A 20,929-nucleotide genomic window follows, 5' to 3' on the forward strand; every position below is an offset into this window, starting at 1 on the left:
GAATAAACCTGAGCAACAGTCGCTCAATCCTATCTCCAGAAAGGCTATCAGGCATAACAGGCGATACGCTTGCCTGACTACGTTGAGTCTACGATGGTCCAAGTTGGTATTACGAATATTTTCCTGAACCGTTCTCGTTGCTTGAGCAACATCAAAACACAAAAAATTAATTCTATCTACTCAGTTTGATGTATGAATAAAGTGACAAAAGAACAACTTGAAATGCATATTGCTGAGTCAACAGTCCATGATGCTGGGCCATACTCTAATCTTGAAGTCCCAGTAGTGATGTCCTATCCTGAACCGGAATTCATGGCGAAGTGGGTTCATCCGTTCTATCTGACAAGCACCATGACTCGGTTTACTGAGTTTCAACATTCTTATTCTGAAATACGAAGCCAGATCGATTCAGCTTTGATTAGCAAACTTCTCACATATTTTAATTGGCGTCCACGTAAGGTTGGCTCATACTTCGCAGCCATTGAAAATTCCAAGGAGCATTGCCAGCATATCGGTAGATTACTCCTACGTTCTGATGTCCGTTATGCGGGTCAGGCCCATGCATTAGCACTGGCTCAATTCAATACAAACGATTCCATTTCATATTTGTGTAAATATCTAGACCACTATCTACAGCATCCAGAACTCCAATTCGATCAAGGTGCTGTATATGGCGCTGTAGTCTACTTAGATACCCAAAATGGAACGAAACTAGCGAAGAAATACACCGAGCAGTGGCACAAATTTGCAAAGGGCAGCTCAAACTGTGTTGATGGCATGGCCAAGCTGCTTGAATCTATTAGGGGTTTATCCAGTGGTCCCGCATAATGGGACAAACGAAAAAAGCAAGCTCCACACTCTGCTCAAGTGTTAGTTGTCCAACGCTTGACGGAACCTGACACCCCAAGGATCAGAAAGCCGAATATTTTCTCAACTACGATTGCCGTTCCCGACTGAGCAAAGCCACACTAAAGGTGACCAAAATAACGCCGAAAATTTGCAGAGGCTTGAGGGTCTCTTGAATGGCGAACCAGGCCAGAACAACCGTTAACGCTGGATTGGTAGCCCCGATAATGGATGCCGTGGTGGCCCCAATTAAACGAATGCCCATATTGTTGAGCAGATGCCCACTAGATGTGGCAATCGCTGACAACAAGCCCCCAATCCATAATGGCCCCCACTCAATGGCCTCAGGCTGTGTCCAGAACAGCAAGCTTAAACAGGACAAGACCAGCGTAACCGCAAAGCTAATCCAGGTATAGGGAATAGGATGGACCTGCTCAAAGCTTTTTTGAGCGAGAACCGTATAGATGGCATAGGCAACCCCTGAACCAATTCCCAAGCCAACCCCCAACGCATTAGCCGTTAATCCAGTTTGAGGAACCGTAAGGGCACTGCCGACCAGGACTAATCCCATGACCGTCCAGCGAAATCGGGAGGGCGCAGTACCAAAGAAGTACCAGGAGAGAAGGGCTGTAAAAACGGGAAAGGTGAAAAATAGGGTTAGGGCAATTCCGGTTGGAATCAGCCCCACTGAGAAATAGAGCAGTGCCAGGTAGAGGTACATAAATACGCCACCCAACAGAGATCGCATTAGGTCAGGACGATTCTGCTTTTGAGCCAGCTTTCTTAAGTCCCACCACAACGAAGGGTAAAACAGCGGTGTCATGGCTGATACCAACGGCACCACCCACACCATCCGCATCGCCATTAACAAAAAAGAGTTGGGGAGAGAAGGGGCAACGAACCCTCCCGTTTGCAGCAGGCCAGCAACGGTGTATTCGTTAAAGAGAATGCGGACGATAACGTTTTGAAAACAAAAAAAGACGGCGCCCAGTAAGACGATCAGAAAACCAATCATAGTCTGGGGCAACTCATAAATCAGCCTTTACAAAGGTCGGCTTGATTTTAGGTAAGGCACCTTTTATCTTTTGCAAACAATCCATGGGGTGGAAAAATAGGTAGTCAAAATTTATTCTTGAGAGTATTTTTACAGAAAATTTTTCTGAATATTAGTTGTATCGCGTTATAGGTACAACACATCAAAAATGAACAAAATAAATCTCTTAAAATCTTTACGGGAAGCGGATCGCAATAAATTTATTCTCGTAAGATGAAAGCCTAAAACAATGGTGTCAACCTAACGAGTCATTTTTAACCACTGAATATCTCTAGAAAAACTCATATATTTCTCATAAAAACTCATTTAGTCTTCAGGCTACCCTTATTCAACTTCTTTTAACTATTTAAGAGTAGGTTTTGAACCGACCCATTGATTTCTGGAGTTCTATGTATGAAAGTCAAATATTTAGCGTTACTGGCCTCTACCTCTATGTTGACCGTTGGGGTCGCCACAACAACTCTCATTTCTCCCCCAACCCATGCTAATCCTTGCGCTGCTGCCGTAGATAATCCCTGTGCTGCCAAGAATCCTTGTGCTGCTAAAGACCCCTGTGCGGCTAAGAACCCCTGTGCTGCTAAAGACCCTTGCGCTGCCAAGAACCCCTGCGCCGCCAAAGACCCCTGTGCTGCCAAGAATCCCTGCGCTGCTAAAGACCCCTGTGCGGCTAAGAACCCCTGCGCCGCCAAAGACCCTTGTGCTGCTAAAAGCTACTAACTCATCTCTAGTAATGAGGGTGCTTTAAGTGCAGCATTATTCTTTGCTTATGTAAGTGCCCTCAAGTTGTTGAGTGGTCAGTCACAGCTGTTTTGAAATACTAAGTTTTGACTGATGTATTGTTTTGGAGCAAAATCCGTGAACCCAAACCGTCTGCCTAAAATCGCCTTATCTTCTATCGTACTTTTGGGGGTGGTTTCTACCGTTCCCTCTATTACTCGCACCGGAGAAATAGCAACTGCTAATCCAGCATCTGAAGCTGCTGCCCCTACTGCAGCTATTTTTGCGGAAGATGGGATTGCTATTCGCGGAACGGATCCAGTGGCATACTTTACAGAAGGTCGTCCTGTCCAAGGGGTCCAAGACTATGCCTATGAGTGGCAAGGGGTAACCTGGCTATTTGCCAATGCCAAGCATCGAGACTTATTTGCGAGTAATCCAGAAGCCTATGCTCCTCAATATGGTGGATTCTGTGCCTATGGGGTGAGCCAAGGGGCGTTAGTTGCAATTGTGCCGGAAGCCTGGGCAATCGTGGATGGCAAGCTGTATTTGAACTTTAGTGCGGATGTGCAGCAGCTTTGGCAAGAAGATATTCCTGGCTATATTTCCCAAGCGAATCAAACTTGGCCGACGTTAGCCTCTAAAAACGCCCAAAGCAACCTATCTTATTAGTCAGGGTTGGAGAAATCTGAACAGCCCTTTTTAGCTATGGGGTGTAAGCAGTGAACTTTTTGCTCAAGATAGGGTTATTCAATCTAACCTGCTTCTACTAAAGCTTTCTCGACTTCAGGTAAGGCACCCTTCATTTTGCCTAGCCAGTCGATCAGGCTTTCCAATTGGCGGTCGGCTTTCATAACGCCAAGCCCTCGGACCGTTACCTTACCGGGGAAGTATACGAAACGCGATCGCAAATGTTCAGGTAGATTCTCCTTTAGTAACTTAAAGGCGGGTTCTTCCATTGGCGTTTCCAGCATCACATGCTGTTTATCCTCTGGTTTGATCCGCGAGAAGCCCAAGGATTTTGCCAACTGCTTAAGTTCCATAATCCGCAATAGCTGTTGGGCTGAATCGGGAATCGGACCATAGCGATCGTTCCAGTCCACGGCGGTTTGGGTAAGGTCGGCTTTGGTCTCTGCTGAAGCCACCGCCCGATAGGCACTCATCTTTTGATCCAAATCGGTAATGTAATCGGCGGGAATAAAGGCCGTCAGATTGAGATCCACCTGGGCCTCATCTACCTGAGGAATTTCTTGACCGCGAATTTCATTGATGGACTCGTCCAGCATCTCCATATAGAGGTCAAAGCCGATGGCCTCCATTTGCCCGGACTGTTCCGCCCCTAGCAAATTACCGACGCCCCGAATTTCCATATCCCGCACCGCCAACTGATAGCCGGACCCAAGCTGGCTAAACTCTTGTAGCGCCCGGAGCCGCTTGCGAGCCTTCTCCGTCAGTGAACTTTGATTGGGATAAAACAGCCAGGCGTGGGCTTGAATCCCAGCGCGCCCCACCCGACCTCGGAGCTGATAGAGCTGGGAGAGGCCAAACTTTTGGGCATCTTCGATCAAAATCGTATTGACGCGGGGAATATCCAGTCCCGATTCAATAATGGTGGTGCAGACTAGGATTTCGGCATCGCCATTGCTAAAGGTGAGCATCGTCGCCTCCAACTCCCCCTCTACCATTTGACCGTGGGCAATGGCAATCCGCGCACTGGGCACCATTTCCCGCAGCTTACCCGCCACTTCTTCGATTCCTTCCACTCGGGGCACCACATAAAAAATCTGGCCGCCTCGGTCTAGCTCTTGGCGAACAGCACTGCGAATCGATTCTGGATCGTAGGGAGACAGATGGGTTTTAATCGGACGACGAGAAGGGGGTGGAGTGGTAATCAGGCTCATTTCTCGTACCCCAGATAGGGCCATATATAAGGTACGAGGGATGGGGGTGGCGCTAAGGGTGAGCACATCCACTTGGGTTTTTAGGGTTTTGATTTTCTCTTTTTGGTTCACCCCAAACCGCTGCTCTTCGTCGATCACCAGCAGGCCCAAATCCCGGAAGTTGACGCTTTTGCCTAGGAGTTGATGGGTGCCAACGACAATATCTAACTCCCCGGTTTTGAGGCGGTTTTGAATGTCTTTGCGTTCTTCGGCACTGCGGAACCGATTGAGGAGACCGATTTGAATCGGGTAGGGGGCAAAGCGTTCTTTTAGGGTGTGGTAGTGCTGCTGGGTGAGAATGGTCGTAGGTGCGAGAAAAGCTACCTGTTTACCTGCAGTCACTGCTTTAAATACCGCACGGGTGGCTACTTCGGTTTTACCAAACCCGACATCCCCACACACCAGCCGATCCATCGGGCGAGGATTTTCCATATCCCGCTTGACGTCTTGGGCGGCTTTGAGCTGGTCGGCGGTGGGCTGATAGGGGAAGGAGTCTTCCATCTCTTCTTGCCAGGGCTGATCGAGGGGAAAGGTAAATCCCTCCTGCTGAGCCCGCTGGGCATAGAGCTTGAGCAGATCCACCGCCAGCTTTTTAATGGACTTGCGAACCTTATTCTTGGTTTTCTCCCAGGCTTTCCCCGACATTTTATTCAGCTGGGGGCGCCCTTCTCCGGTATTGCGAAATCGAGATAAGGAGCCTAATTGATCCGCCGCGACTCGCAAAGTGCCATCGGCGTATTGCAATACCAAATATTCACGGGTCTCGTGATTAAGAGTCAGACTTTCTAATTTCAGGAACTTGCCAATGCCATGATTTCGGTGAACGACAAAATCTCCCGGTTGGAGCTTGTTCGGATCGACTTTTTTAGAGGTGGCTCGTCGCCGTTTGCGAATATAGGTGGGAGTTGCCAGGGTATGCTGACCGAAAAACTCGCGGTCTGTAATCACCACCGTGCGGAAGGTGGGCAGCACAAAGCCTTCGAGTTCTGCTAACCCAGAATATTTAAGGGCAACGGGAGTGTGATACTCCTGCAATTTGTCGATGGCGAGGTAATCTTTGGGATTGGGTACAAACTGGGCAGGACAGTCATGCTCCTGCAACAGGGCCACGGATCGAGAGGGTTGAGCGGAGATGAGCCAGATACTGAATTTGCGATCGCGCTCCTCCCTAATAGTCTCGGCCAACTTGCCAAACTGGTGAGGCACTGCAGGCACGGTCCGACTGGAAAGGTTTAAGCCACCCTTCTCCTCCGCCAACTCCGACAAAAAGACTCGCTCAAACACTTCAATTTGATCCAGAGCGGCCTCGAAATCTTGGTGCAGCTTCGGCAGCGGAGCCTCCGGTAAACTCACGGACTCCCATTGCTCTTGGGCATGTTCTACCCAGCGATTGCTATGAGGACGACATTGCATGGGTTCATCGACAACCACCAGCGTATTTTCCGGCAGGTAATCTAATAGAGAAGCAGGCGTCTCAAAGGCCATCCCCAGGAACCGCTGACTACCTTCTAAGGTTCCAGTTTCTAAGAGAGCCAGTTCCTCTTCTGTTAAGTAGGCTTTGACTTGGGCCTGTTGGGCTTCACTTAGAGACGCTAAGGTAATCGGGGCAAAGCTAGTCGGCGTCAGAGTGAGCTTTTCACTACTATCCAAAGACCGCTGACTGGTGGGGTCAAACTCCCGCATTTTATCCAGCTCATCCCCAAACCACTCCAACCGAATGGGCAGCTCGGAAGCCACGGGAAAAATATCGACAATGTCCCCGCGCCGACTCCATTGGCCTTCAGTCTCCACTAGGGAGACCCGCTCATATCCAAGTCGCGCCAGCTTATCACTCAGGGTTTTCAGGTCTAGCTCAATCCCCGCTTCCAAGCTCAGGCAATAAGGTTCAAAGATCTGCACGGGAGGTAAGTGGGGTTGCAAGGCTCGTTCCGTGGTCACAATCGCTAAAGGCGCAGCCTCAGGATTGGCATTGAGCTTCAGCGTTTCAGCCAAGACCTGCAATTGCCCCCAGATCATCTCGGATTCTCGATCTAAGGATTCATAGGGAGAGGCTTCGGAGGTGGGATAAAAATAAACCGTCTGCCAGCCCATGGCTTCAAGCTGGGTGGCCCAGCGTCCAGCTTCTTCTAGGGTGGCGGTGACTACAAACAAATGCTGCTGTCGCTGTTGGGCGAGGGCGGAGGCAACCAGTCCCTTGGGTAAGCGGGGCACACCACATAACTCTAAGACTCGCTGCTCTTTCAATTTCAGCAGCAATTCTTCCGATAGGCGAGAACGCCCCAAGGCTTGCACGATTGCAGAAAAACTCATGATTGCTTATTCCCCTGCTGCAGTCATCGGCAGCAGGCACCCTTTTTTCAACGCTTTACCAAACCATAGGATAACAAGGCTAGGTCAGCCATGTTGGAAATAATGGTCATCCTTCTTAGGCTACTGGTCAATCTAGTCTCTAAAGTAGCCAATACCTTTTGCTTACAAACTCTCTGGCATGGAAGTTTTTCTGTGACAGAGAACTATCTCTTCAGTTAAACGGCTATAAAGACCAGGAAATGGGCTCAATGCCATTCTTTTGCAAATACGCATTAGCTTTAGAAAAATGCTGGTTGCCAAAGAAGCCCCGATGGGCGGATAGCGGTGATGGGTGGGGCGAGGTTAAAACTAGGTGCCGTCGACGGTCAATGATTTTCCCTTTCTGTTGGGCATAACTGCCCCATAGCAGAAATACAAGATGTTCGCGCTGTTGGTTTAAGGCACTGATAATGGCATCGGTAAATTGCTCCCAACCTTTGTTTCGATGAGAGGCAGCTTTATGCTGCTCTACGGTGAGGACACTATTGAGTAGTAAAACACCTTGGGCTGCCCAACTTTGCAGGCAACCGTGTCTAGGTGGTTTAATCCCCAGGTCTTGTTCAATTTCTTTAAAAATATTGACTAAAGAAGGGGGTGGTGCAACGCCCTCTGGAACGGAAAAGCATAAACCATGAGCTTGCCTGGGACCGTGATAGGGGTCTTGGCCAAGAATCACAACTTTGACGTGATCAAAAGGGGTACTATCCATGGCATTGAACATCAGTGAGCCACGGGGGTAAATCGTTTTGCCAGCAGCCTTTTCTGCCTTGAGAAACTGTTTTAGCTCCTGCATATAGGACATGGCAAATACATGCTCCAGCACAGCTTTCCAGCTGGGGTCAAGTTTAATCGTGCTGCTAGAGGAGGGAGTGGCTTCTGTTGTCATAAGAGGATCTGTCTGTCAAAGAAGAAGGAAATTCACTGATTTGGGGTTGTTTGGCAAAGGCGCAGTACTAAGGCTATTCAGCACCAATTAGTTGAGCTGCAACTTGAGTAACGAAATATTCATTACAACTATAGGGCCTTATCGGTAGAGTCTTAATGCGATCTCACCTTCAAAAGCCTTCATTCGTAATCGATACTATATTGACTTAAAAGATAAATTGAAGTGTTTTTTTAACAGTCTGGCGAAATAATTCCTGTGATTCTCTAATCAAGAGTCAAAAATAATAGAGTTAGTGATTAAATAAGACACTCAAAAATCGATTCCACTTTCAGCGACTTTTTTTGCAATGATAGACGATAAAAATTTATTTACCGTTATTTCCAAAGTTTCTGCTCGTCTCAATAACTCATGCTTTATGCATGGACACAACTCGTTCATCTCTAAGCTCATGGTATCTTCATAAGCCTTGGCTTTTGATGGCTCTGGCGCCCAAAGACGGACTAACTTATATAAGTGTACTTTACCATTGAGGAAAGAAAGTAATGTTGGCAGCTTATCAAGGTCACTGCGGAAGAAACCAATAAATCCATCTGAATTGCTAATAGATGCAAGCCATGGAAATAGCAGATACCAAACATTACTAAACTCATCATCACTAGAGAGTCTGCGAACAGTGAGTTGATTGTTGTGAAAAGTACTTCCAAAATGTCCAGGTGGATATTGTTCTCCTGCGACTGGATAATTATTTAGTATGGTTCGCCAGGGAATCCAATGCAAAGTGTCTTGAAAAAGGGGATGATCAATCCTGGGAGTTTCAAAAGTATATTCCTCCGAACGGGGCATATAGCGGAGGGTATTGCCTATTTCTTGTGAGACAGTATTCTTGATGCTGCAATCCATCGCAAATTCATAACAGATACCCATATGTTCACTGTTGTTGACGTGACATCTATATTCTCTGAAGTAGCTAATCGGGATAGTTTCTTACTCAACTTCTATCTTGAGATGCTTCCAAAAAATACTCATAACAACCAAAATCAAATATGACTTGACTAAGTAGCAAGCGACTCAAATATCTAACGTGCTCTTCTTTTAGTGGATAGACAAAAACCATCTCTGGGTCTCCAGAAAGATCGAGACCGAATTCTATACTGAAGCTTTTGGGGTCAAAGTTTATGAGCTTGTATTCTTCAATAAAACTGTCTCCTTGGCGTTCGTAGACAGATAAGTAATGACAAGCTTTATGGGCAGGAGACTTGAGCATATGCGTACAGTATCAACAGATATCGGACTTTAGCGTAGCTATTGGACAGGCTCAATCAGTGACTGTGAGTTTAATATTGGCACCGTCTGGCAAGTCTTTTATCTGTTCCGCAAGATCGCCTGAGTATGCGATGACTTCTGCACGAGTCATAGTGTCGATATTATCTCGACTATATGCCCCTCCCCAAATACTAGGAACCTTCAAACAATAACAGTGTTCAGGTGGGAGCTTGCCGTAGAGTTCTTGCCCTATCTCAATAAGTGTGGACATTTCCCAATCGGTACGAAACTCTTCGTCATTAGAGAGTTCGTCCATCTCTTCAGCATTTGTAGCAATGATTTCACAGTACAGATCTTCAGGACAAATTCGCCAGTATGTACCTACATCATCGAGAACAATCAAATTTCCAAAGTCATTTTGCGCGACAATCTTAGCCGCTTGAATCCCACACCAACTCCAAGATTTCTGAACTGTGACCAGTAAATCCATATTCTGAACTCAGGTTACGTAAAAGAGTGATCAACTTAGGTTGCTTCGGTTGGAGATTTCTCCAAAATGGCCAGTGCGATTCCTCCCAGAATGGCACTGGACGCCACCACTAGGCGTAGGGTTAGATTTTCACCGAGAAAAAGTATTCCTCCTGCAGCAGCAATGACGGGAACACTGAGTTGGACCGTCGCTGCAGACGTTGCCGTCAAATCTTTTAAGGCCGTGTACCAAATGGTATATCCCAGACCTGACGTGACGGCACCCGCTGCGACTGCATATAGACAGCCTGCCAAGGTTAACGACGTTTCGGAAATCATCGATAGACTCAGTCCCACAGTAAATGGGACTGCTCTTAAAAAGTTGCCAGCCGTCATTTCCATAGGGTTGCTAGCCGTTTTGCCGCGTAAAGAATAAATCCCCCAGGCAATGCCTGCAGCGATCATCAGGGCAGAACTTTGGAGCGGGGGAGCCGAAAGACCCGGTAATAGAAATCCTACTAGACCCAACAGCGCCAAAATGAAACCAGCAATTTGCTGCTTGCTTAAACGTTCTCCAGTCCAAAATCCATATCCGATCATGGTGATCTGTACTGCCCCAAAAAGCAGTAACGCCCCCGTACCAGCAGCTAGCTTGATATAAGCAAACGAAAAGCCTGCTGCATAGATAAAAAGTGCTAATGCAGAAGTCCAACTGCCTTCAACTTTAAGGCTTCTACCCTTTATTTGTGTGATCAATCCTAGGATAATCGCACCGGAGATGAGCCGAAGTGATGTAAAGGTTGCTGCATCAATGGGCGTTTCTCTAAGCGCTAACCGACACAGGATAGAATTTCCGGCAAAGGCAAGCATCGCTAGTAAAGTCAGGGTAAAAACCCGTGGATGAGACATCCCATCAGTCCTCAGCAACCAATTTTTGAAAACGCTACGTCATTCAATCTTATAGAAGCTTCTTCCTGGGGTTGATGGGTAACGAATTGAGATACTGCTGCGATAGATGCTAATCCTGGAAGCAAGTAGTGATGAGGAAGCGCTTGTCAAACTTTGTTATTTACTGAATGACTCGAAAAGTGAGGTTAATTCTTGGATCAACTGTCCGTCTAGTTTTGGGCACATGATGTTGCCAGAAATGCTGTGTTGGACCTTGCATCAGCAGCAAGCTACCGTTAGTCAGATTGAGTTCTACCTTGGGTATTGATTTATTCCCTTTATGCCTTAGTAAAAAGCGACGGCAGCCTCCCAAACTTACTGAACCAATGACCGGATTAGGTCCCAATTCAGGCTCATCATCGCTATGCCAGCCCATACTGTCTTGACCATGACGGTAGAAATTCAACAACACACTATTGAATTCCACCTCAGCAACCGTCTCAATGGCTACCTTGATCTGGCGCAACGTCGGTGTCCAGGGTAATGGCTCCATGGAGATACCAGAATAACGATAGGTTTTACCTGGATCGCCATACCAGGCTGTTAACCTAGGCAAAAGGTGATGACGGCCAAAGATGGTTGCTGAGTCTTGTCGCCAAGCAATTTCTGCTTCAAGGGTCGCAAACAACTGCTCACAGTCTGCAGCGTTAAATAGGCAAGGGTAAAACAACACCTCTGCATCAGGCATTTGTAGCGGTTGGACCTGATGATCTGAGGTGAATAGAGAAAGCTGCTGGGTTGGGGGATGGGGGTTGTGCATTTCGTTCAGCACCCTAATCTCTGCATTCATGATCTTAGGGTGCCTGAACTCGCGTTTACGATTTGGGAACGACGATCTTAAATTCGTACCCTTCGAATTTATTAATGCTGTTGGTGAATTGAGCCGTGGCAAAGTTAGGCCCTACCCAAGTCACAATTTTCTTTTCAATTTTCTCAGGCTCGACCTCACCATACTTTTCAGCAAAAGCTAAAGCAACTTTTTGATAGGGATGGTCTTTTTTGATAGACGGGTCAAACAGTAGTGAAACACTGTATAAAGTGCGCTTTCCTTCAGGATCTTTTTTGTCTTTGAGAAAGCTGAATTTATACTTATCAACACCTGGGACACCCTTGGCTGGGACTTCGCTAAACCCAAACTTAGAAATCTTTTCTGCTCCAGGTAGGATCTTGCCCACTTCTTCAGGACTCATCCCTCGCTTGAAATCATATTCTGAGAGGGTTTTGGGGAGCCATCCATCATCTTCAGTGCCAATGATAGCCGCCAGGTCAACTTTCCCTGAACTTGCGGAAGAGGCTAGGGTTTCGGTACCAGAATTGGAGTTGTCGGCAGTTTCATCCGTCGTAGAGCTGGGATCTGCAACTGAGCGGTCTAGGGAGTCTGTGGACGCGTCTGAGGCAGATGATTCAGCAGGGGTAGATGCTGGTGATTCAGTGTCTGAAGAGGTTTCTGTACTGCTGCAGCTCATTAATAACCCCAGACTAAGGGGAAGTAAGGCTAAAGCAATCGATTTTCGTTTAGGAGTCTGAGTTAAGCGATGCATGATGTACCGTTCAATCCTACGGTTCTAATTCTGGCAATCTTGAGTCAATTTGCCAAATCAAGACGAGTAGTTTACCGATGGCTAAATAGGCTGGTATTCTCATACCTAATAGGACTGCCCTTTGCGAATTCTAGAAGGTAGACAACATATGGATAGCACTGCTATTTCCGTGGTTGAGTGGGTGATTAATCTGGTGCGAGCTTATGCGATCGCAGGTTTGATCTTCGCGCTTCTGTTCGTTACCTTTTTGGTCAAGCGGGTTGATTCAGGTGCTCAAGGTTGGGCCATTGGCTTCCGAATTCTGATTATTCCGGGGGTGGTTGCATTTTGGCCAATGTTCGCGGTGCGCCTGTTGCGCGGCAAAGGCCATCCCACCGAAAAGAACGCCCATCGCCTAGCTGCCAAGCAAAGTGCAGGAGCCTCATAATGGTCATTTCTCGCCGGCAGGTTCACCTCTATTCCTTTGTGATTCTGGCGATTGTGCTGCCCCTCTGTTTTGTTGCAGGTTTAGTCTGGCGACCCACCTTTGCTCCAGTGGACGCCTCAGCGGATGCCTTATTTCAACGAGCAGGATTTGCCCCCTACTCCAGTTGGGAGAATCAGGAGTCGAAACGCAAACCCACGCTTCTCCAGCAAGAGAACATTCAACTCCAGATTGAAACCTTGTTTGCTCAAGCTAGCAACGATGTCTTTCTCAAGATTCAGCCCCAGTCAGATCTGCAGCTACCGGATGTGTTGGTGTATTGGCAACCCGGAACGCCACCGGAACAGTTGAGTGAGACTTCGATCTTATTAGGGGCGTTGTCGGGTGTATCGAATCGCCAATTCCTGATTCCAGAAGCCATGCAGGGGCAACCAGGGCACCTACTTCTATTCAGTCAGGCCACTAAAGAAATCATCTCTGCGTTTCCCCTAGATCCTGATTTGACCCAACCTGAACGCTAATCCATTCTGAGAGGAAGTTATCCGTGGGCGTTGCATATAAAGCGGTTCAGTGGAATCGGCAGAAGTTTGTTTACGACATTATTTTGCTGACCACGGTCGTTTTCTATCTCTTTTTCTTTGAGGGGATTAGCCTTCACTTTAGTAGTGATCTAGATATTAAAGGGATTTGGATTCGGGCCTTTGGCTCTGCTGCCTTTATCCTCCTCCATGTCATTCTGTCCATTGGCCCCCTCAGCCGCCTTAGCCCCAAGTTTTTGCCCCTCCTCTACAATCGGCGGCATATGGGCGTCACCATGTTTATTCTGGCTCTACTCCATGCTCGAGATGCTTTGGCCTGGTATCACGACTTTGGCAACCTAGAACCTATTGTCAGCCTGTTTGTCAGCAATACTCACTATGCTGATTTTATTCGTTTCCCCTTTGAAGCCCTGGGGGGTGTGGCCCTTGTTATCTTGTTTTTGATGGCGGCGACGAGCCATGATTTTTGGCTCACTAACCTGACCGCGCCTGTGTGGAAAGCCCTGCATATGGGAGTCTACTTAGCCTATGGCTTATTAGTGGGGCATGTGGTGTTAGGGGCCTTAGAAACCAATACCCATCCCTTGCTCACCTTGGCCGTTGGCGTTGGCTTTGTGTGGATTGTGGGGATTCACCTGATCACTGCTCTGCGAGAAGCACAAAAAGATGGCGCACCGCTGTTTGGACCCCCGGCCCAGCCCCAAGTGGATGCGGATGGCTTTATCCATGTGGGCAGTGTGCAAGATATTCCTGAGAATCGCGCCAAAATTGCGGTCGTTGCTGGGGAGCGGGTGGCCATCTTTAAATATGAAGGCAAAATCTCGGCTATTTCCAATGTGTGCCAGCATCAAAATGGCCCGTTAGGAGAAGGTAAGATTGTCGATGGCTGTATCACATGTCCTTGGCATGGATATCAATATTTGCCAGAGAGCGGGATTTCTCCACCACCCTTTACGGAAAAAATCCCTACGTTTAATGTCAAACTCCAGGGCGATCAGATTCTAGTCAGCGCTAAGCCTAATCTTCCTGGAACCCCTGTTGTCCCTGCTGTTATTGGCCAAGTGTAGCGATGAGTCGCCTCGATTCCCACGATGAATTTTTTATTGGCTATCTAGGGGTGCCGCCCCAATTAAAACGATTTTTGCTGGGGTTGATTCCCGTCCTAGTGTTAGGTGCATTAGCCTTTGCCTTTATTCTGCCCCCCTTACATTTTGATCACTTCAATTTGGGTAAACGGACCAAAGTCCCTGAATTTGAAGGACTGCTGGTCGGGGAACCCTCTCCCCACCTCTTGGTGCCCAGAACGGGAGGCGTGGGTACTGTGAGTGATTTTTCCCTCTATCTCCTATCAGGAACAGGCAAAACCTCCCCTAAGCCCAAGGTGCTGGAGCATGTGGATAAATGGGTGAAACTGAAAGGCACCCCTTTCCACCGCAATCACTTAACAGTGATTGCCACCAAATCAGCGGAACCAATCGACCGTCCGACCTCGAGACCGACCCAACCTGCGGAAGGTAGCTCTCTTGGCGAGTTTTCCCTAAAAGGAGAAATTGTAGATGGCAAATGCTACCCCGGTGTGATGAAACCTGGACGGACAAAAACCCATCGCTCTTGTGCTATCCGCTGCATCGCCGGGGGAGTACCTCCCGTGTTTGTGGTCCATAATTCGGCGGGGGATAAACTCTATTTTTTGCTGTCGGATCTGGATGGAAAAGCAGTTAATGACAAGGTTTTAGACAGGGTGGCCGATCCTGTACAAATTACGGGAGAAGTGGTTCAATATGCGGATGCTTTTGTTCTGAAAGCGGATCCAGCCACCTATCAACTGTTGTAGATGCCCTCACTGTCCTTCTCGGCGATTAATCCCAAACTTGCGTTAGTGATCTCCAGAGCCTTGGCGGCATTGCGGCCTTCTCTGATTGCTTTTTTGGTTGCCAATGCCATGTTGCTGAGTGGCGGCACCCAAACGCCCATCTCCTTTTGTAATGTCTTATTTGTGGGCAATTTATGCGCAGCCTTAGCTGTGGGAACCTGGTTTGGCTGGCGCTCTTTGATCCAAGATTGGCGGAGCCTGGATCGACGCATTCAGGTGGGGCTGTTTTTGAACGGCGGTTTAGCTGCCCTCCTTTCTTCTTTGATTTTTGTGGGATTGGCCTATACGTCCGTGACGAATGCGGTTTTGTTGGGACGTCTTGGCCCTGTCATCTATGCATTGGTTGGCACCCTGATTTTAGGCCGCAAAATCAAGCGATTTGAATGGATTGGGTTTTCCTTGATTATTGCGGGGGTATTGGCGATTGTGCTGAAGACCAGCAACTTTGAGATTAATCAGGGCGATCTATTCATTCTGCTGTCGGCCTTGGTCTATGCGGCCAGCTCCACCTTGGGGAAGCTGATGCTGTCTCAGCAGACGAATCTGCGCATTGTGGTGTTTAGCCGTAATCTTATTTCGGCCATCATCTTCTTTGTTATTGCTAATTTGGTGTTTGGCCCAGAGCATTTTATGGATGTGCTGGCAGGGCAACTGTGGATAGTGATGGTGGTCTATGCCCTAATCATTATTGTCTTGGCCCAATTTCTTTGGTATTCAGCCCTGGAGCAATTGAATTCGCAAACGGTAGGTAAATGGACGGCGTTGTCTCCAGTATTTGGGGTGACCTATGCCTTTGTGCTGAATGGTGAGCGGCCTTCCCTGGCTCAAGTTTTAGCGTTTCTGGTGATTATGGCAGGGATTTGTATAACGAGCTTTAATCGGCAGTCTTCTCGACCGATGGAAACTAACGAGATGGCCGATGGGGCTGAAAGCTGTATGTCTACGTCTTAGCCTAAGGCTATCCCAACCGAGAGATCGCCCCAGGGCTTAGGGCTGCTGCAGTCGAGCGATTTGCATAGGGTAGCTATCTTTGATCTTCTTCAACGGAAATTGCACAAAGGGGGCTGTACCTTGCACCTGCCATTCAAACTGGCGAAGCAGATGGCTGCCGAAAATTTTGGCGATGGTCATGGCTAACTGCGCACCTAAACAAGCATGAACCCCACCACCAAAGGGAATGTAAGCATATTTATCTCGGGCGTTGGCATTCTCCAGAAATCGATTGGGCTGGAAGGCATCTGGTTGAGGGAAATGCTCGGGCAGGATATGGGCAATGCGGGGCTCTGCAATTAAAGTCCATCCTTTCTCATAGAGCACACCGTCTAACACCACAGATTGAGTCAGGCGGCGGTTCGCGGTGGAGGAGGGAGGAAGAGTACGGAGGGTTTCTTGAAGGGTGGCGTCTAGAAAAGAGGTCGTTTTAAGTTGCTCGCTTGTAAGGGGCTGTGCTGATTGCGCTTGTATCGTGGCTTGTTCCCCACGGAGGTGGGCAAAATGCTCAGGATGACGACCTAGTTGGTATATCCAGGATGAGACCAATCCACTGATTTCATAGTGGGAAGCCCACAACTGCAATAAACATTGATTCTCGATCAAGGTGTTGCTAAAGACGCTCTCTGGATCTGTTTGTTGACTCACCAACATCATGGACAAGAAGTCGGCAGTGGGATCTAGATTAATCTCCGATTGGCGTCGATGGATAACAGCCTGCATAAATTTGATCAGGCGGGCACGGGCTTGTAGACCGCGGCCAAAGGTCGTGAAGGAGGAACGCCAGGGCAAGAGGCCGTAAAAACCATCAAAAAAGGTTTTGTAGACTTGTTTGAGTCCCGCTTTGGATGGAATGGGTAGCCCCTGAAAGCACCCATCGTCTAACTCAACGCCCAGCAAGAGGGGAACCAAGACATCAAAGCAGATCTGCTCTACGGCTGGGAATAAGGCAATTTCACCTTGGGCAGGCCATGTTTGAAGACGTTGAATAATCACGTCATTGATTTTGGGTATATAGCCCTGGATGGCTTGTCCAGCTAAGCCCGCCCGGAGCGCACTCTTCCGTTGTCGATGCAGGTCGGGGCGCTGAAACAGACTATATTCCCCAAACATGGTCATGGTGGTTTGGGGCAGGCCAATTTCGGTATAGCGGAGGTCACCATTGAGGGCCATTTGCACTGCCCGTGATGAGCCGACAAAAATAGTGGTGCCTCCAAACACGCTCGTCCTAAAAATAGGACCGTGCTCTTTCAGGTTGTGGCGACAAAACTGATCGGGGTTAGTAATGTAAGCTAAGGTATCCGTCCACTTCGGTTGACGAGGAGGAAGCTGGGTTCCAGTTGGGGGAGCTTGCTCGGTCTCTAGCACCAACACGTCACTCATTTGTCACATCCTCAGACATCATCACTAATCCACCTATTTATTGTGACGGTTTATTTGACGGTAGGAGACAGCCGTGACAATTAAGGTCCAGTCTTCGATTCAGAGGGTGAGGTTAGGGAAGCAGTTGAAGTATGCCGATCATTACGGTGTAATACTGTGGATATTAACCATACTGGACTGATCAACCTCAATGCATAACATTAGTCGTTTCCTGTCAATGACTGCCAGTGGGTACTAACGCTGTTTACTTAGCGATTGACGATTCCGATTTAGATGCCCTTTGGAAACTTGAAGGCAGGCCGTTTCGCGATCGATTTATGGAGATCGAAGAAGAAGGCTGCTTGGAGACTCTCAACATAGGAAAGATTTGGGATGCCCTTCACTGTACCTTGACAGGAGTGTCTGCCAGAACTCCCATTGATGGCAATAAACTAAGTGAGGCAATTGTTGGTGTGTATCCAAAGGTTTTCGATGATGAAGACTATTCGATATATGTTTCCGCAATTGATAACGGAGAACTCGAAGACATCGTGATTGCACTCAAAACCTTCGATAGCCCGAAGTTAGCCTTGGCACTTGATCTAACGAATCTGAAAAAGCAAAAGGTCTATCCATACGGAATCTGGCTTGATGAGGTGGAGGGCTATGTGCATGAAATGCACATAGCCCTCCAATCTATATGTGATTTTTTCCTTACAGCGAAGAAGAGTGGCAAACATATTCTTGCAACAGTGTTATAAGTCTGATTCATCAATGAAACTGACAACAAATCGTTGCATACTACGCGTCATCTTGAAATCAGCGTTCTTGACCACGGTTCAATGAATAAGAGTGTTTGTTGTCCAATTCTTACCTTTTGATTTCGGCTCACCCAAAGAGGCCAAAACCCCTTTTCTCTACTCCACAGCTCAGAAACATCGGTGGGTCAATCAGGCTAATCACCCAATTCTTCTTCCCCATTAACTGTTGGGTAGGGATTTAGGAGTCATCCGATCAGCAACCCATCACTCATCCAAGCCTTTGATCCAAATTAGGATTTGAACATCATGGCTGGTCGTTTTCTACCCCAAGCGATCGCGCTTTACATAATCAAAACGGATATTGTCTTTATTGATTCATAAGTTTTTCTTTTGAATCAGATTTGATATTACTTCGTTCATTCGAGGGAAAAACCGAGTAATAACGCATTTTTTAGAATAGACTTAAGTATATAAAGATTTATTTCTTAATAGACTCTAATCTATTTAGGGCAACTACAGAACAGCATCTCCTTTCAACAGGGTTTAGAGAATGGCCATCTCTGAAACGCCTATAGGCTTTGGTGTAACACCTGCTGCTGTAGGGAGGATGAAGCGCTTCGTCCTAACTTTCTTCAACCTTTAATAGCTCACTAATCACATTCACCACTCCTCCTGAGAGGAGGAAGAAGGAGGTATTTTAAAGTGGAATTTTTGACCAATTTTATGACGCTCTTCCTGTCGAAGTTGCAGTCGCCAACCCTAGGCTTCCTGATCGGTGGTATGGTCGTTGCCGCCGTCCATAGCCGCCTACAAATCCCCGATGCGATCTACAAGTTCATCGTCTTTATGCTGCTGATCAAAGTCGGTCTGAGCGGTGGGATTGCGATTCGCAATGCCAATTTAGCGGAAATGCTATTGCCTGCAGTGTTCGCCATGATAGTAGGGATCTTGATCGTGTTTATCGGGCGCTATACCTTAGCGAAGATGCCAAACGTCAAAACCGTTGATGCCATTGCCACCGCAGGTTTGTTCGGTGCCGTTAGTGGTTCTACCCTTGCCGCCGCCCTGACGTTACTGGAAACAGAAGGTATCACCTACGAACCCTGGGCCGCCGCCCTCTATCCCTTTATGGATATCCCAGCCTTGGTGACGGCGATCGTCTTGGCGAGTGTTTATCTCAGTAAGCAGCGTGATTTCGCAGATGAACCCCTGAGCAAGCAGGAGTATCTCGGCACTCCAGGCGGTACCGCCGTCGAGTATCGGCGTAAGCAACGCAGTACTGCCCCCAAGCGGGTTAAAGTATGGCCCATTATCAAGGACAGCCTTCAAGGCTCTGCCCTATCAGCCCTGCTGCTGGGCCTCGCTTTAGGTATACTTACACGGCCAGAAAGTGTTTATGAGAGTTTCTTTAATCCCCTCTTTCGCGGCCTGCTTTCGATCCTAATGTTGGTTATGGGGATGGAGGCAACGGCCAGAATCAGCGAGTTGCGTAAGGTGGGCCAGTGGTATGCCCTATATGCCTTTGTGGGGCCGCTTGTTCATGGGTTGATTGCTTTTGGACTTGGTTGGATTGCCCATATCATCACAGGATTTAGCCCCGGCGGCTGTGTGATTCTAGCCGTTATCGCGTCTTCCAGTTCAGATATCTCAGGGCCGCCCACGTTACGGGCGGGTATTCCGTCAGCGAATCCCTCCGCTTATATCGGCTCGTCCACTGCCGTCGGCACACCGGTTGCACTGGCTTTGGGAATCCCCCTCTACATCGGACTTGCCCAAGCGCTGATGGGGGGGAGCTGATGTCAGACAGGATCGACTCAGCGACTAATGGAGCGTTTCGGTGAGTGGGATACTACCGTCTCTCTGGATTTATAGATCGTTTAATGAATACACCTATCAGGAGGTAACCGATATGGCCAAGCCAGCTAAGAAGCTCGTTATCGTTACGGAAAAATTGTTACTGAAAAAGATTGCTCAGATTATTGATGAAGCCGGTGCGACTGGTTATACAGTGGTGGATGCTGGTGGTAAAGGCAGTCGCAATGTGCGCTCGTCGGGACAGCCCAGCGTCTCTGACACCTTCTCGAATATAAAAATCGAGGTGCTGACCGAAACGCGGGAGATGGCCATCCAGATTTCGGATGAGGTAGCGGCACAGTTTTTTGATGATTATTCTGGCATCGCCTATCTATGTGATGCGGAGGTATTGAGCGCCCACAAGTTCTGTGGGCCAGACGGGTGTTGAATCAAGACGACGCAGCTTCAAACAGTAAGAGCCGGTTGTTTGGGGCTGCATCCCCTCAAGATATTGATGCTAGTCCTAGATTTTGAAGATAACCCATCAGTTATGCAAAATTGTACAGACATCAGATAGTTTCAGAGAAACCCTCTTGTTCAAGATCCTTTCTCTGCCAATGCCAACTCCCAAAGCCACTCCTATTGAGCTATCACAGCAACAACACCATTGTTTGCTACAAATTGTTCGACAAACCATCAATCCTTATCGCTTGGTGCGTCGAGCGAGCATCATCCTATCAGCCGCCTCAGGCAAAAGTAACACCCAGATTAGCCGTCAATGGCAACTCGACCGCAACCAAGTTCGCTATTGGCGTCAGCGCTGGGTAGATAACCAAGAGCGTCTTGCCCTTTGTGAGCAAGTAGACGACAGCAAACCAGCATTGAACCAGCAAGTGTTGGCGACCTTAACAGATGCCCCACGTCAAGGTGTCCCACCCACCTTTACCCCAGAGCAGGTGGTCCAAATTGTGGCCATTGCCTGTGAATCTCCTCAGAACTCAGCCCGGCCTGTGAGTCAATGGACGCCTGAAGAGATTGCTGATGAAGCGATTAAACGCGGCATCGTCCCTCACCTGTCGGCCAGCAGTGTGAGACGTTTTTTGGGGAGAGGCTGAGCTGCAGCCTCATCGGAGTCGCTATTGGCTCAATGCTAACCCTGAGGAACCAGAAGCGT

Annotated in this window: 22 protein-coding genes; 12 read left to right on the forward strand and 10 right to left on the reverse strand. The window is 48.0% G+C overall.

Annotated elements, in window-relative coordinates:
* Positions 1 to 192 precede the first annotated feature (192 nt).
* Positions 193 to 828: a DUF6000 family protein gene (locus tag AM1_RS37660; protein WP_049783757.1), complete on the forward strand. Its 636-nt coding sequence runs from the start codon at positions 193 to 195 to the stop codon at positions 826 to 828.
* Positions 829 to 934: 106 nt separating this feature from the next.
* Here the strand turns inward: AM1_RS37660 and AM1_RS18750 are convergent, their stop codons facing one another.
* Positions 935 to 1,861 (reverse strand): DMT family transporter, encoded by a 927-nt coding sequence (locus tag AM1_RS18750; RefSeq protein WP_041659987.1) that lies wholly within the window; start codon positions 1,859 to 1,861, stop codon positions 935 to 937.
* Positions 1,862 to 2,293: 432 nt separating this feature from the next.
* Between AM1_RS18750 and AM1_RS18755 the strand changes: the two genes are divergently transcribed.
* Together AM1_RS18755 and AM1_RS18760 are read left to right on the forward strand one after the other, a co-directional pair.
* Entirely contained in the window at positions 2,294 to 2,617 is a 324-nt protein-coding gene (locus AM1_RS18755) for a hypothetical protein (protein ID WP_012164467.1), read from the forward strand.
* Positions 2,618 to 2,755: 138 nt separating this feature from the next.
* On the forward strand, positions 2,756 to 3,289 hold the full coding sequence (locus tag AM1_RS18760; RefSeq protein ID WP_012164468.1) for a YHS domain-containing (seleno)protein: 534 nt from the start codon (positions 2,756 to 2,758) through the stop codon (positions 3,287 to 3,289).
* An 83-nt stretch (positions 3,290 to 3,372) separates the two neighbouring features.
* Here AM1_RS18760 and mfd read toward each other — a convergent pair whose 3' ends face one another.
* The 8 genes from mfd to AM1_RS18800 form a co-directional block, all read right to left on the reverse strand.
* Positions 3,373 to 6,867, reverse strand: a complete 3,495-nt coding sequence (gene mfd, locus AM1_RS18765) for a transcription-repair coupling factor (protein ID WP_012164469.1) — start codon at positions 6,865 to 6,867, stop codon at positions 3,373 to 3,375.
* 223 nt (positions 6,868 to 7,090) lie between these two features.
* A complete protein-coding gene (gene ung, locus AM1_RS18770; RefSeq protein WP_012164471.1) occupies positions 7,091 to 7,792 on the reverse strand; it encodes a uracil-DNA glycosylase in 702 nt (233 codons plus the stop codon).
* Between the two features lie 309 nt (positions 7,793 to 8,101).
* Entirely contained in the window at positions 8,102 to 8,716 is a 615-nt protein-coding gene (locus AM1_RS18775; RefSeq protein ID WP_041660002.1) for a hypothetical protein, read from the reverse strand.
* A 64-nt stretch (positions 8,717 to 8,780) separates the two neighbouring features.
* Positions 8,781 to 9,056, reverse strand: a complete 276-nt coding sequence (locus AM1_RS18780) for a DUF7683 domain-containing protein (protein ID WP_041660003.1) — start codon at positions 9,054 to 9,056, stop codon at positions 8,781 to 8,783.
* A 51-nt stretch (positions 9,057 to 9,107) separates the two neighbouring features.
* Entirely contained in the window at positions 9,108 to 9,545 is a 438-nt protein-coding gene (locus AM1_RS18785) for a T6SS immunity protein Tdi1 domain-containing protein (RefSeq protein WP_012164474.1), read from the reverse strand.
* 35 nt (positions 9,546 to 9,580) lie between these two features.
* Entirely contained in the window at positions 9,581 to 10,432 is an 852-nt protein-coding gene (locus AM1_RS18790) for a DMT family transporter (RefSeq protein ID WP_012164475.1), read from the reverse strand.
* A 160-nt stretch (positions 10,433 to 10,592) separates the two neighbouring features.
* Positions 10,593 to 11,261, reverse strand: coding sequence for an alpha-ketoglutarate-dependent dioxygenase AlkB family protein (locus AM1_RS18795; RefSeq protein WP_202947627.1), 669 nt, complete (start codon positions 11,259 to 11,261; stop codon positions 10,593 to 10,595).
* 25 nt (positions 11,262 to 11,286) lie between these two features.
* On the reverse strand, positions 11,287 to 12,012 hold the full coding sequence (locus tag AM1_RS18800; RefSeq protein WP_012164477.1) for a hypothetical protein: 726 nt from the start codon (positions 12,010 to 12,012) through the stop codon (positions 11,287 to 11,289).
* Positions 12,013 to 12,160: 148 nt separating this feature from the next.
* Here AM1_RS18800 and AM1_RS18805 point away from each other — a divergent pair, with 148 nt between their 5' ends.
* From AM1_RS18805 to AM1_RS18825, 5 genes are read left to right on the forward strand one after another with little or no spacing between them, the layout of a single operon-like run.
* Entirely contained in the window at positions 12,161 to 12,439 is a 279-nt protein-coding gene (locus AM1_RS18805) for a hypothetical protein (RefSeq protein ID WP_012164478.1), read from the forward strand.
* Complete coding sequence (locus AM1_RS18810; protein ID WP_012164479.1) at positions 12,439 to 12,957, forward strand: hypothetical protein; 519 nt, start codon at positions 12,439 to 12,441, stop codon at positions 12,955 to 12,957. The genes AM1_RS18805 and AM1_RS18810 overlap by 1 nt, the downstream gene beginning before the upstream one ends.
* 23 nt (positions 12,958 to 12,980) lie before the next feature.
* Positions 12,981 to 14,042 (forward strand): Rieske 2Fe-2S domain-containing protein, encoded by a 1,062-nt coding sequence (locus AM1_RS18815; protein WP_012164480.1) that lies wholly within the window; start codon positions 12,981 to 12,983, stop codon positions 14,040 to 14,042.
* A 2-nt stretch (positions 14,043 to 14,044) separates the two neighbouring features.
* Positions 14,045 to 14,809 (forward strand): hypothetical protein, encoded by a 765-nt coding sequence (locus tag AM1_RS18820; RefSeq protein WP_012164481.1) that lies wholly within the window; start codon positions 14,045 to 14,047, stop codon positions 14,807 to 14,809.
* A complete protein-coding gene (locus AM1_RS18825; RefSeq protein ID WP_012164482.1) occupies positions 14,810 to 15,799 on the forward strand; it encodes a DMT family transporter in 990 nt (329 codons plus the stop codon).
* A gap of 36 nt (positions 15,800 to 15,835) precedes the next feature.
* Here the strand turns inward: AM1_RS18825 and AM1_RS18830 are convergent, their stop codons facing one another.
* Positions 15,836 to 17,221 (reverse strand): cytochrome P450, encoded by a 1,386-nt coding sequence (locus tag AM1_RS18830; RefSeq protein ID WP_012164483.1) that lies wholly within the window; start codon positions 17,219 to 17,221, stop codon positions 15,836 to 15,838.
* A gap of 227 nt (positions 17,222 to 17,448) precedes the next feature.
* Between AM1_RS18830 and AM1_RS37665 the strand changes: the two genes are divergently transcribed.
* From AM1_RS37665 to AM1_RS18850, 4 genes are all read left to right on the forward strand, one after another.
* Complete coding sequence (locus AM1_RS37665; RefSeq protein ID WP_012164484.1) at positions 17,449 to 17,961, forward strand: YfbM family protein; 513 nt, start codon at positions 17,449 to 17,451, stop codon at positions 17,959 to 17,961.
* Between the two features lie 702 nt (positions 17,962 to 18,663).
* A complete protein-coding gene (locus AM1_RS18840) occupies positions 18,664 to 19,758 on the forward strand; it encodes a sodium-dependent bicarbonate transport family permease (protein ID WP_012164486.1) in 1,095 nt (364 codons plus the stop codon).
* Between the two features lie 112 nt (positions 19,759 to 19,870).
* Positions 19,871 to 20,203, forward strand: coding sequence for a P-II family nitrogen regulator (locus AM1_RS18845; RefSeq protein ID WP_012164487.1), 333 nt, complete (start codon positions 19,871 to 19,873; stop codon positions 20,201 to 20,203).
* A 169-nt stretch (positions 20,204 to 20,372) separates the two neighbouring features.
* Positions 20,373 to 20,870 (forward strand): helix-turn-helix domain-containing protein, encoded by a 498-nt coding sequence (locus tag AM1_RS18850; RefSeq protein WP_049783759.1) that lies wholly within the window; start codon positions 20,373 to 20,375, stop codon positions 20,868 to 20,870.
* The last annotated feature ends 59 nt before the right edge of the window (positions 20,871 to 20,929 follow it).

This window comes from Acaryochloris marina MBIC11017 (assembly GCF_000018105.1).
In the GTDB taxonomy this organism is placed as follows: Bacteria; Cyanobacteriota; Cyanobacteriia; order Thermosynechococcales; family Thermosynechococcaceae; genus Acaryochloris; species Acaryochloris marina.

What these genes read in the sequence shown, in the direction of transcription:
- AM1_RS37660 (WP_049783757.1), top strand. Translation starts at nt 193, where the DNA reads ATGAATAAAGTGACAAAAGAACAACTTGAAATGCATATTGCTGAGTCA.
- AM1_RS18750 (WP_041659987.1), bottom strand. Translation starts at nt 1,861, where the DNA reads ATGATTGGTTTTCTGATCGTCTTACTGGGCGCCGTCTTTTTTTGTTTT.
- AM1_RS18755 (WP_012164467.1), top strand. Translation starts at nt 2,294, where the DNA reads ATGAAAGTCAAATATTTAGCGTTACTGGCCTCTACCTCTATGTTGACC.
- mfd (WP_012164469.1), bottom strand. Translation starts at nt 6,867, where the DNA reads ATGAGTTTTTCTGCAATCGTGCAAGCCTTGGGGCGTTCTCGCCTATCG.
- ung (WP_012164471.1), bottom strand. Translation starts at nt 7,792, where the DNA reads ATGACAACAGAAGCCACTCCCTCCTCTAGCAGCACGATTAAACTTGAC.
- AM1_RS18775 (WP_041660002.1), bottom strand. Translation starts at nt 8,716, where the DNA reads ATGGGTATCTGTTATGAATTTGCGATGGATTGCAGCATCAAGAATACT.
- AM1_RS18780 (WP_041660003.1), bottom strand. Translation starts at nt 9,056, where the DNA reads ATGCTCAAGTCTCCTGCCCATAAAGCTTGTCATTACTTATCTGTCTAC.
- AM1_RS18785 (WP_012164474.1), bottom strand. Translation starts at nt 9,545, where the DNA reads ATGGATTTACTGGTCACAGTTCAGAAATCTTGGAGTTGGTGTGGGATT.
- AM1_RS18790 (WP_012164475.1), bottom strand. Translation starts at nt 10,432, where the DNA reads ATGTCTCATCCACGGGTTTTTACCCTGACTTTACTAGCGATGCTTGCC.
- AM1_RS18795 (WP_202947627.1), bottom strand. Translation starts at nt 11,261, where the DNA reads ATGAATGCAGAGATTAGGGTGCTGAACGAAATGCACAACCCCCATCCC.
- AM1_RS18800 (WP_012164477.1), bottom strand. Translation starts at nt 12,012, where the DNA reads ATGCATCGCTTAACTCAGACTCCTAAACGAAAATCGATTGCTTTAGCC.
- AM1_RS18805 (WP_012164478.1), top strand. Translation starts at nt 12,161, where the DNA reads ATGGATAGCACTGCTATTTCCGTGGTTGAGTGGGTGATTAATCTGGTG.
- AM1_RS18810 (WP_012164479.1), top strand. Translation starts at nt 12,439, where the DNA reads ATGGTCATTTCTCGCCGGCAGGTTCACCTCTATTCCTTTGTGATTCTG.
- AM1_RS18820 (WP_012164481.1), top strand. Translation starts at nt 14,045, where the DNA reads ATGAGTCGCCTCGATTCCCACGATGAATTTTTTATTGGCTATCTAGGG.
- AM1_RS18825 (WP_012164482.1), top strand. Translation starts at nt 14,810, where the DNA reads ATGCCCTCACTGTCCTTCTCGGCGATTAATCCCAAACTTGCGTTAGTG.
- AM1_RS18830 (WP_012164483.1), bottom strand. Translation starts at nt 17,221, where the DNA reads ATGAGTGACGTGTTGGTGCTAGAGACCGAGCAAGCTCCCCCAACTGGA.
- AM1_RS18845 (WP_012164487.1), top strand. Translation starts at nt 19,871, where the DNA reads ATGGCCAAGCCAGCTAAGAAGCTCGTTATCGTTACGGAAAAATTGTTA.
- AM1_RS18850 (WP_049783759.1), top strand. Translation starts at nt 20,373, where the DNA reads ATGCCAACTCCCAAAGCCACTCCTATTGAGCTATCACAGCAACAACAC.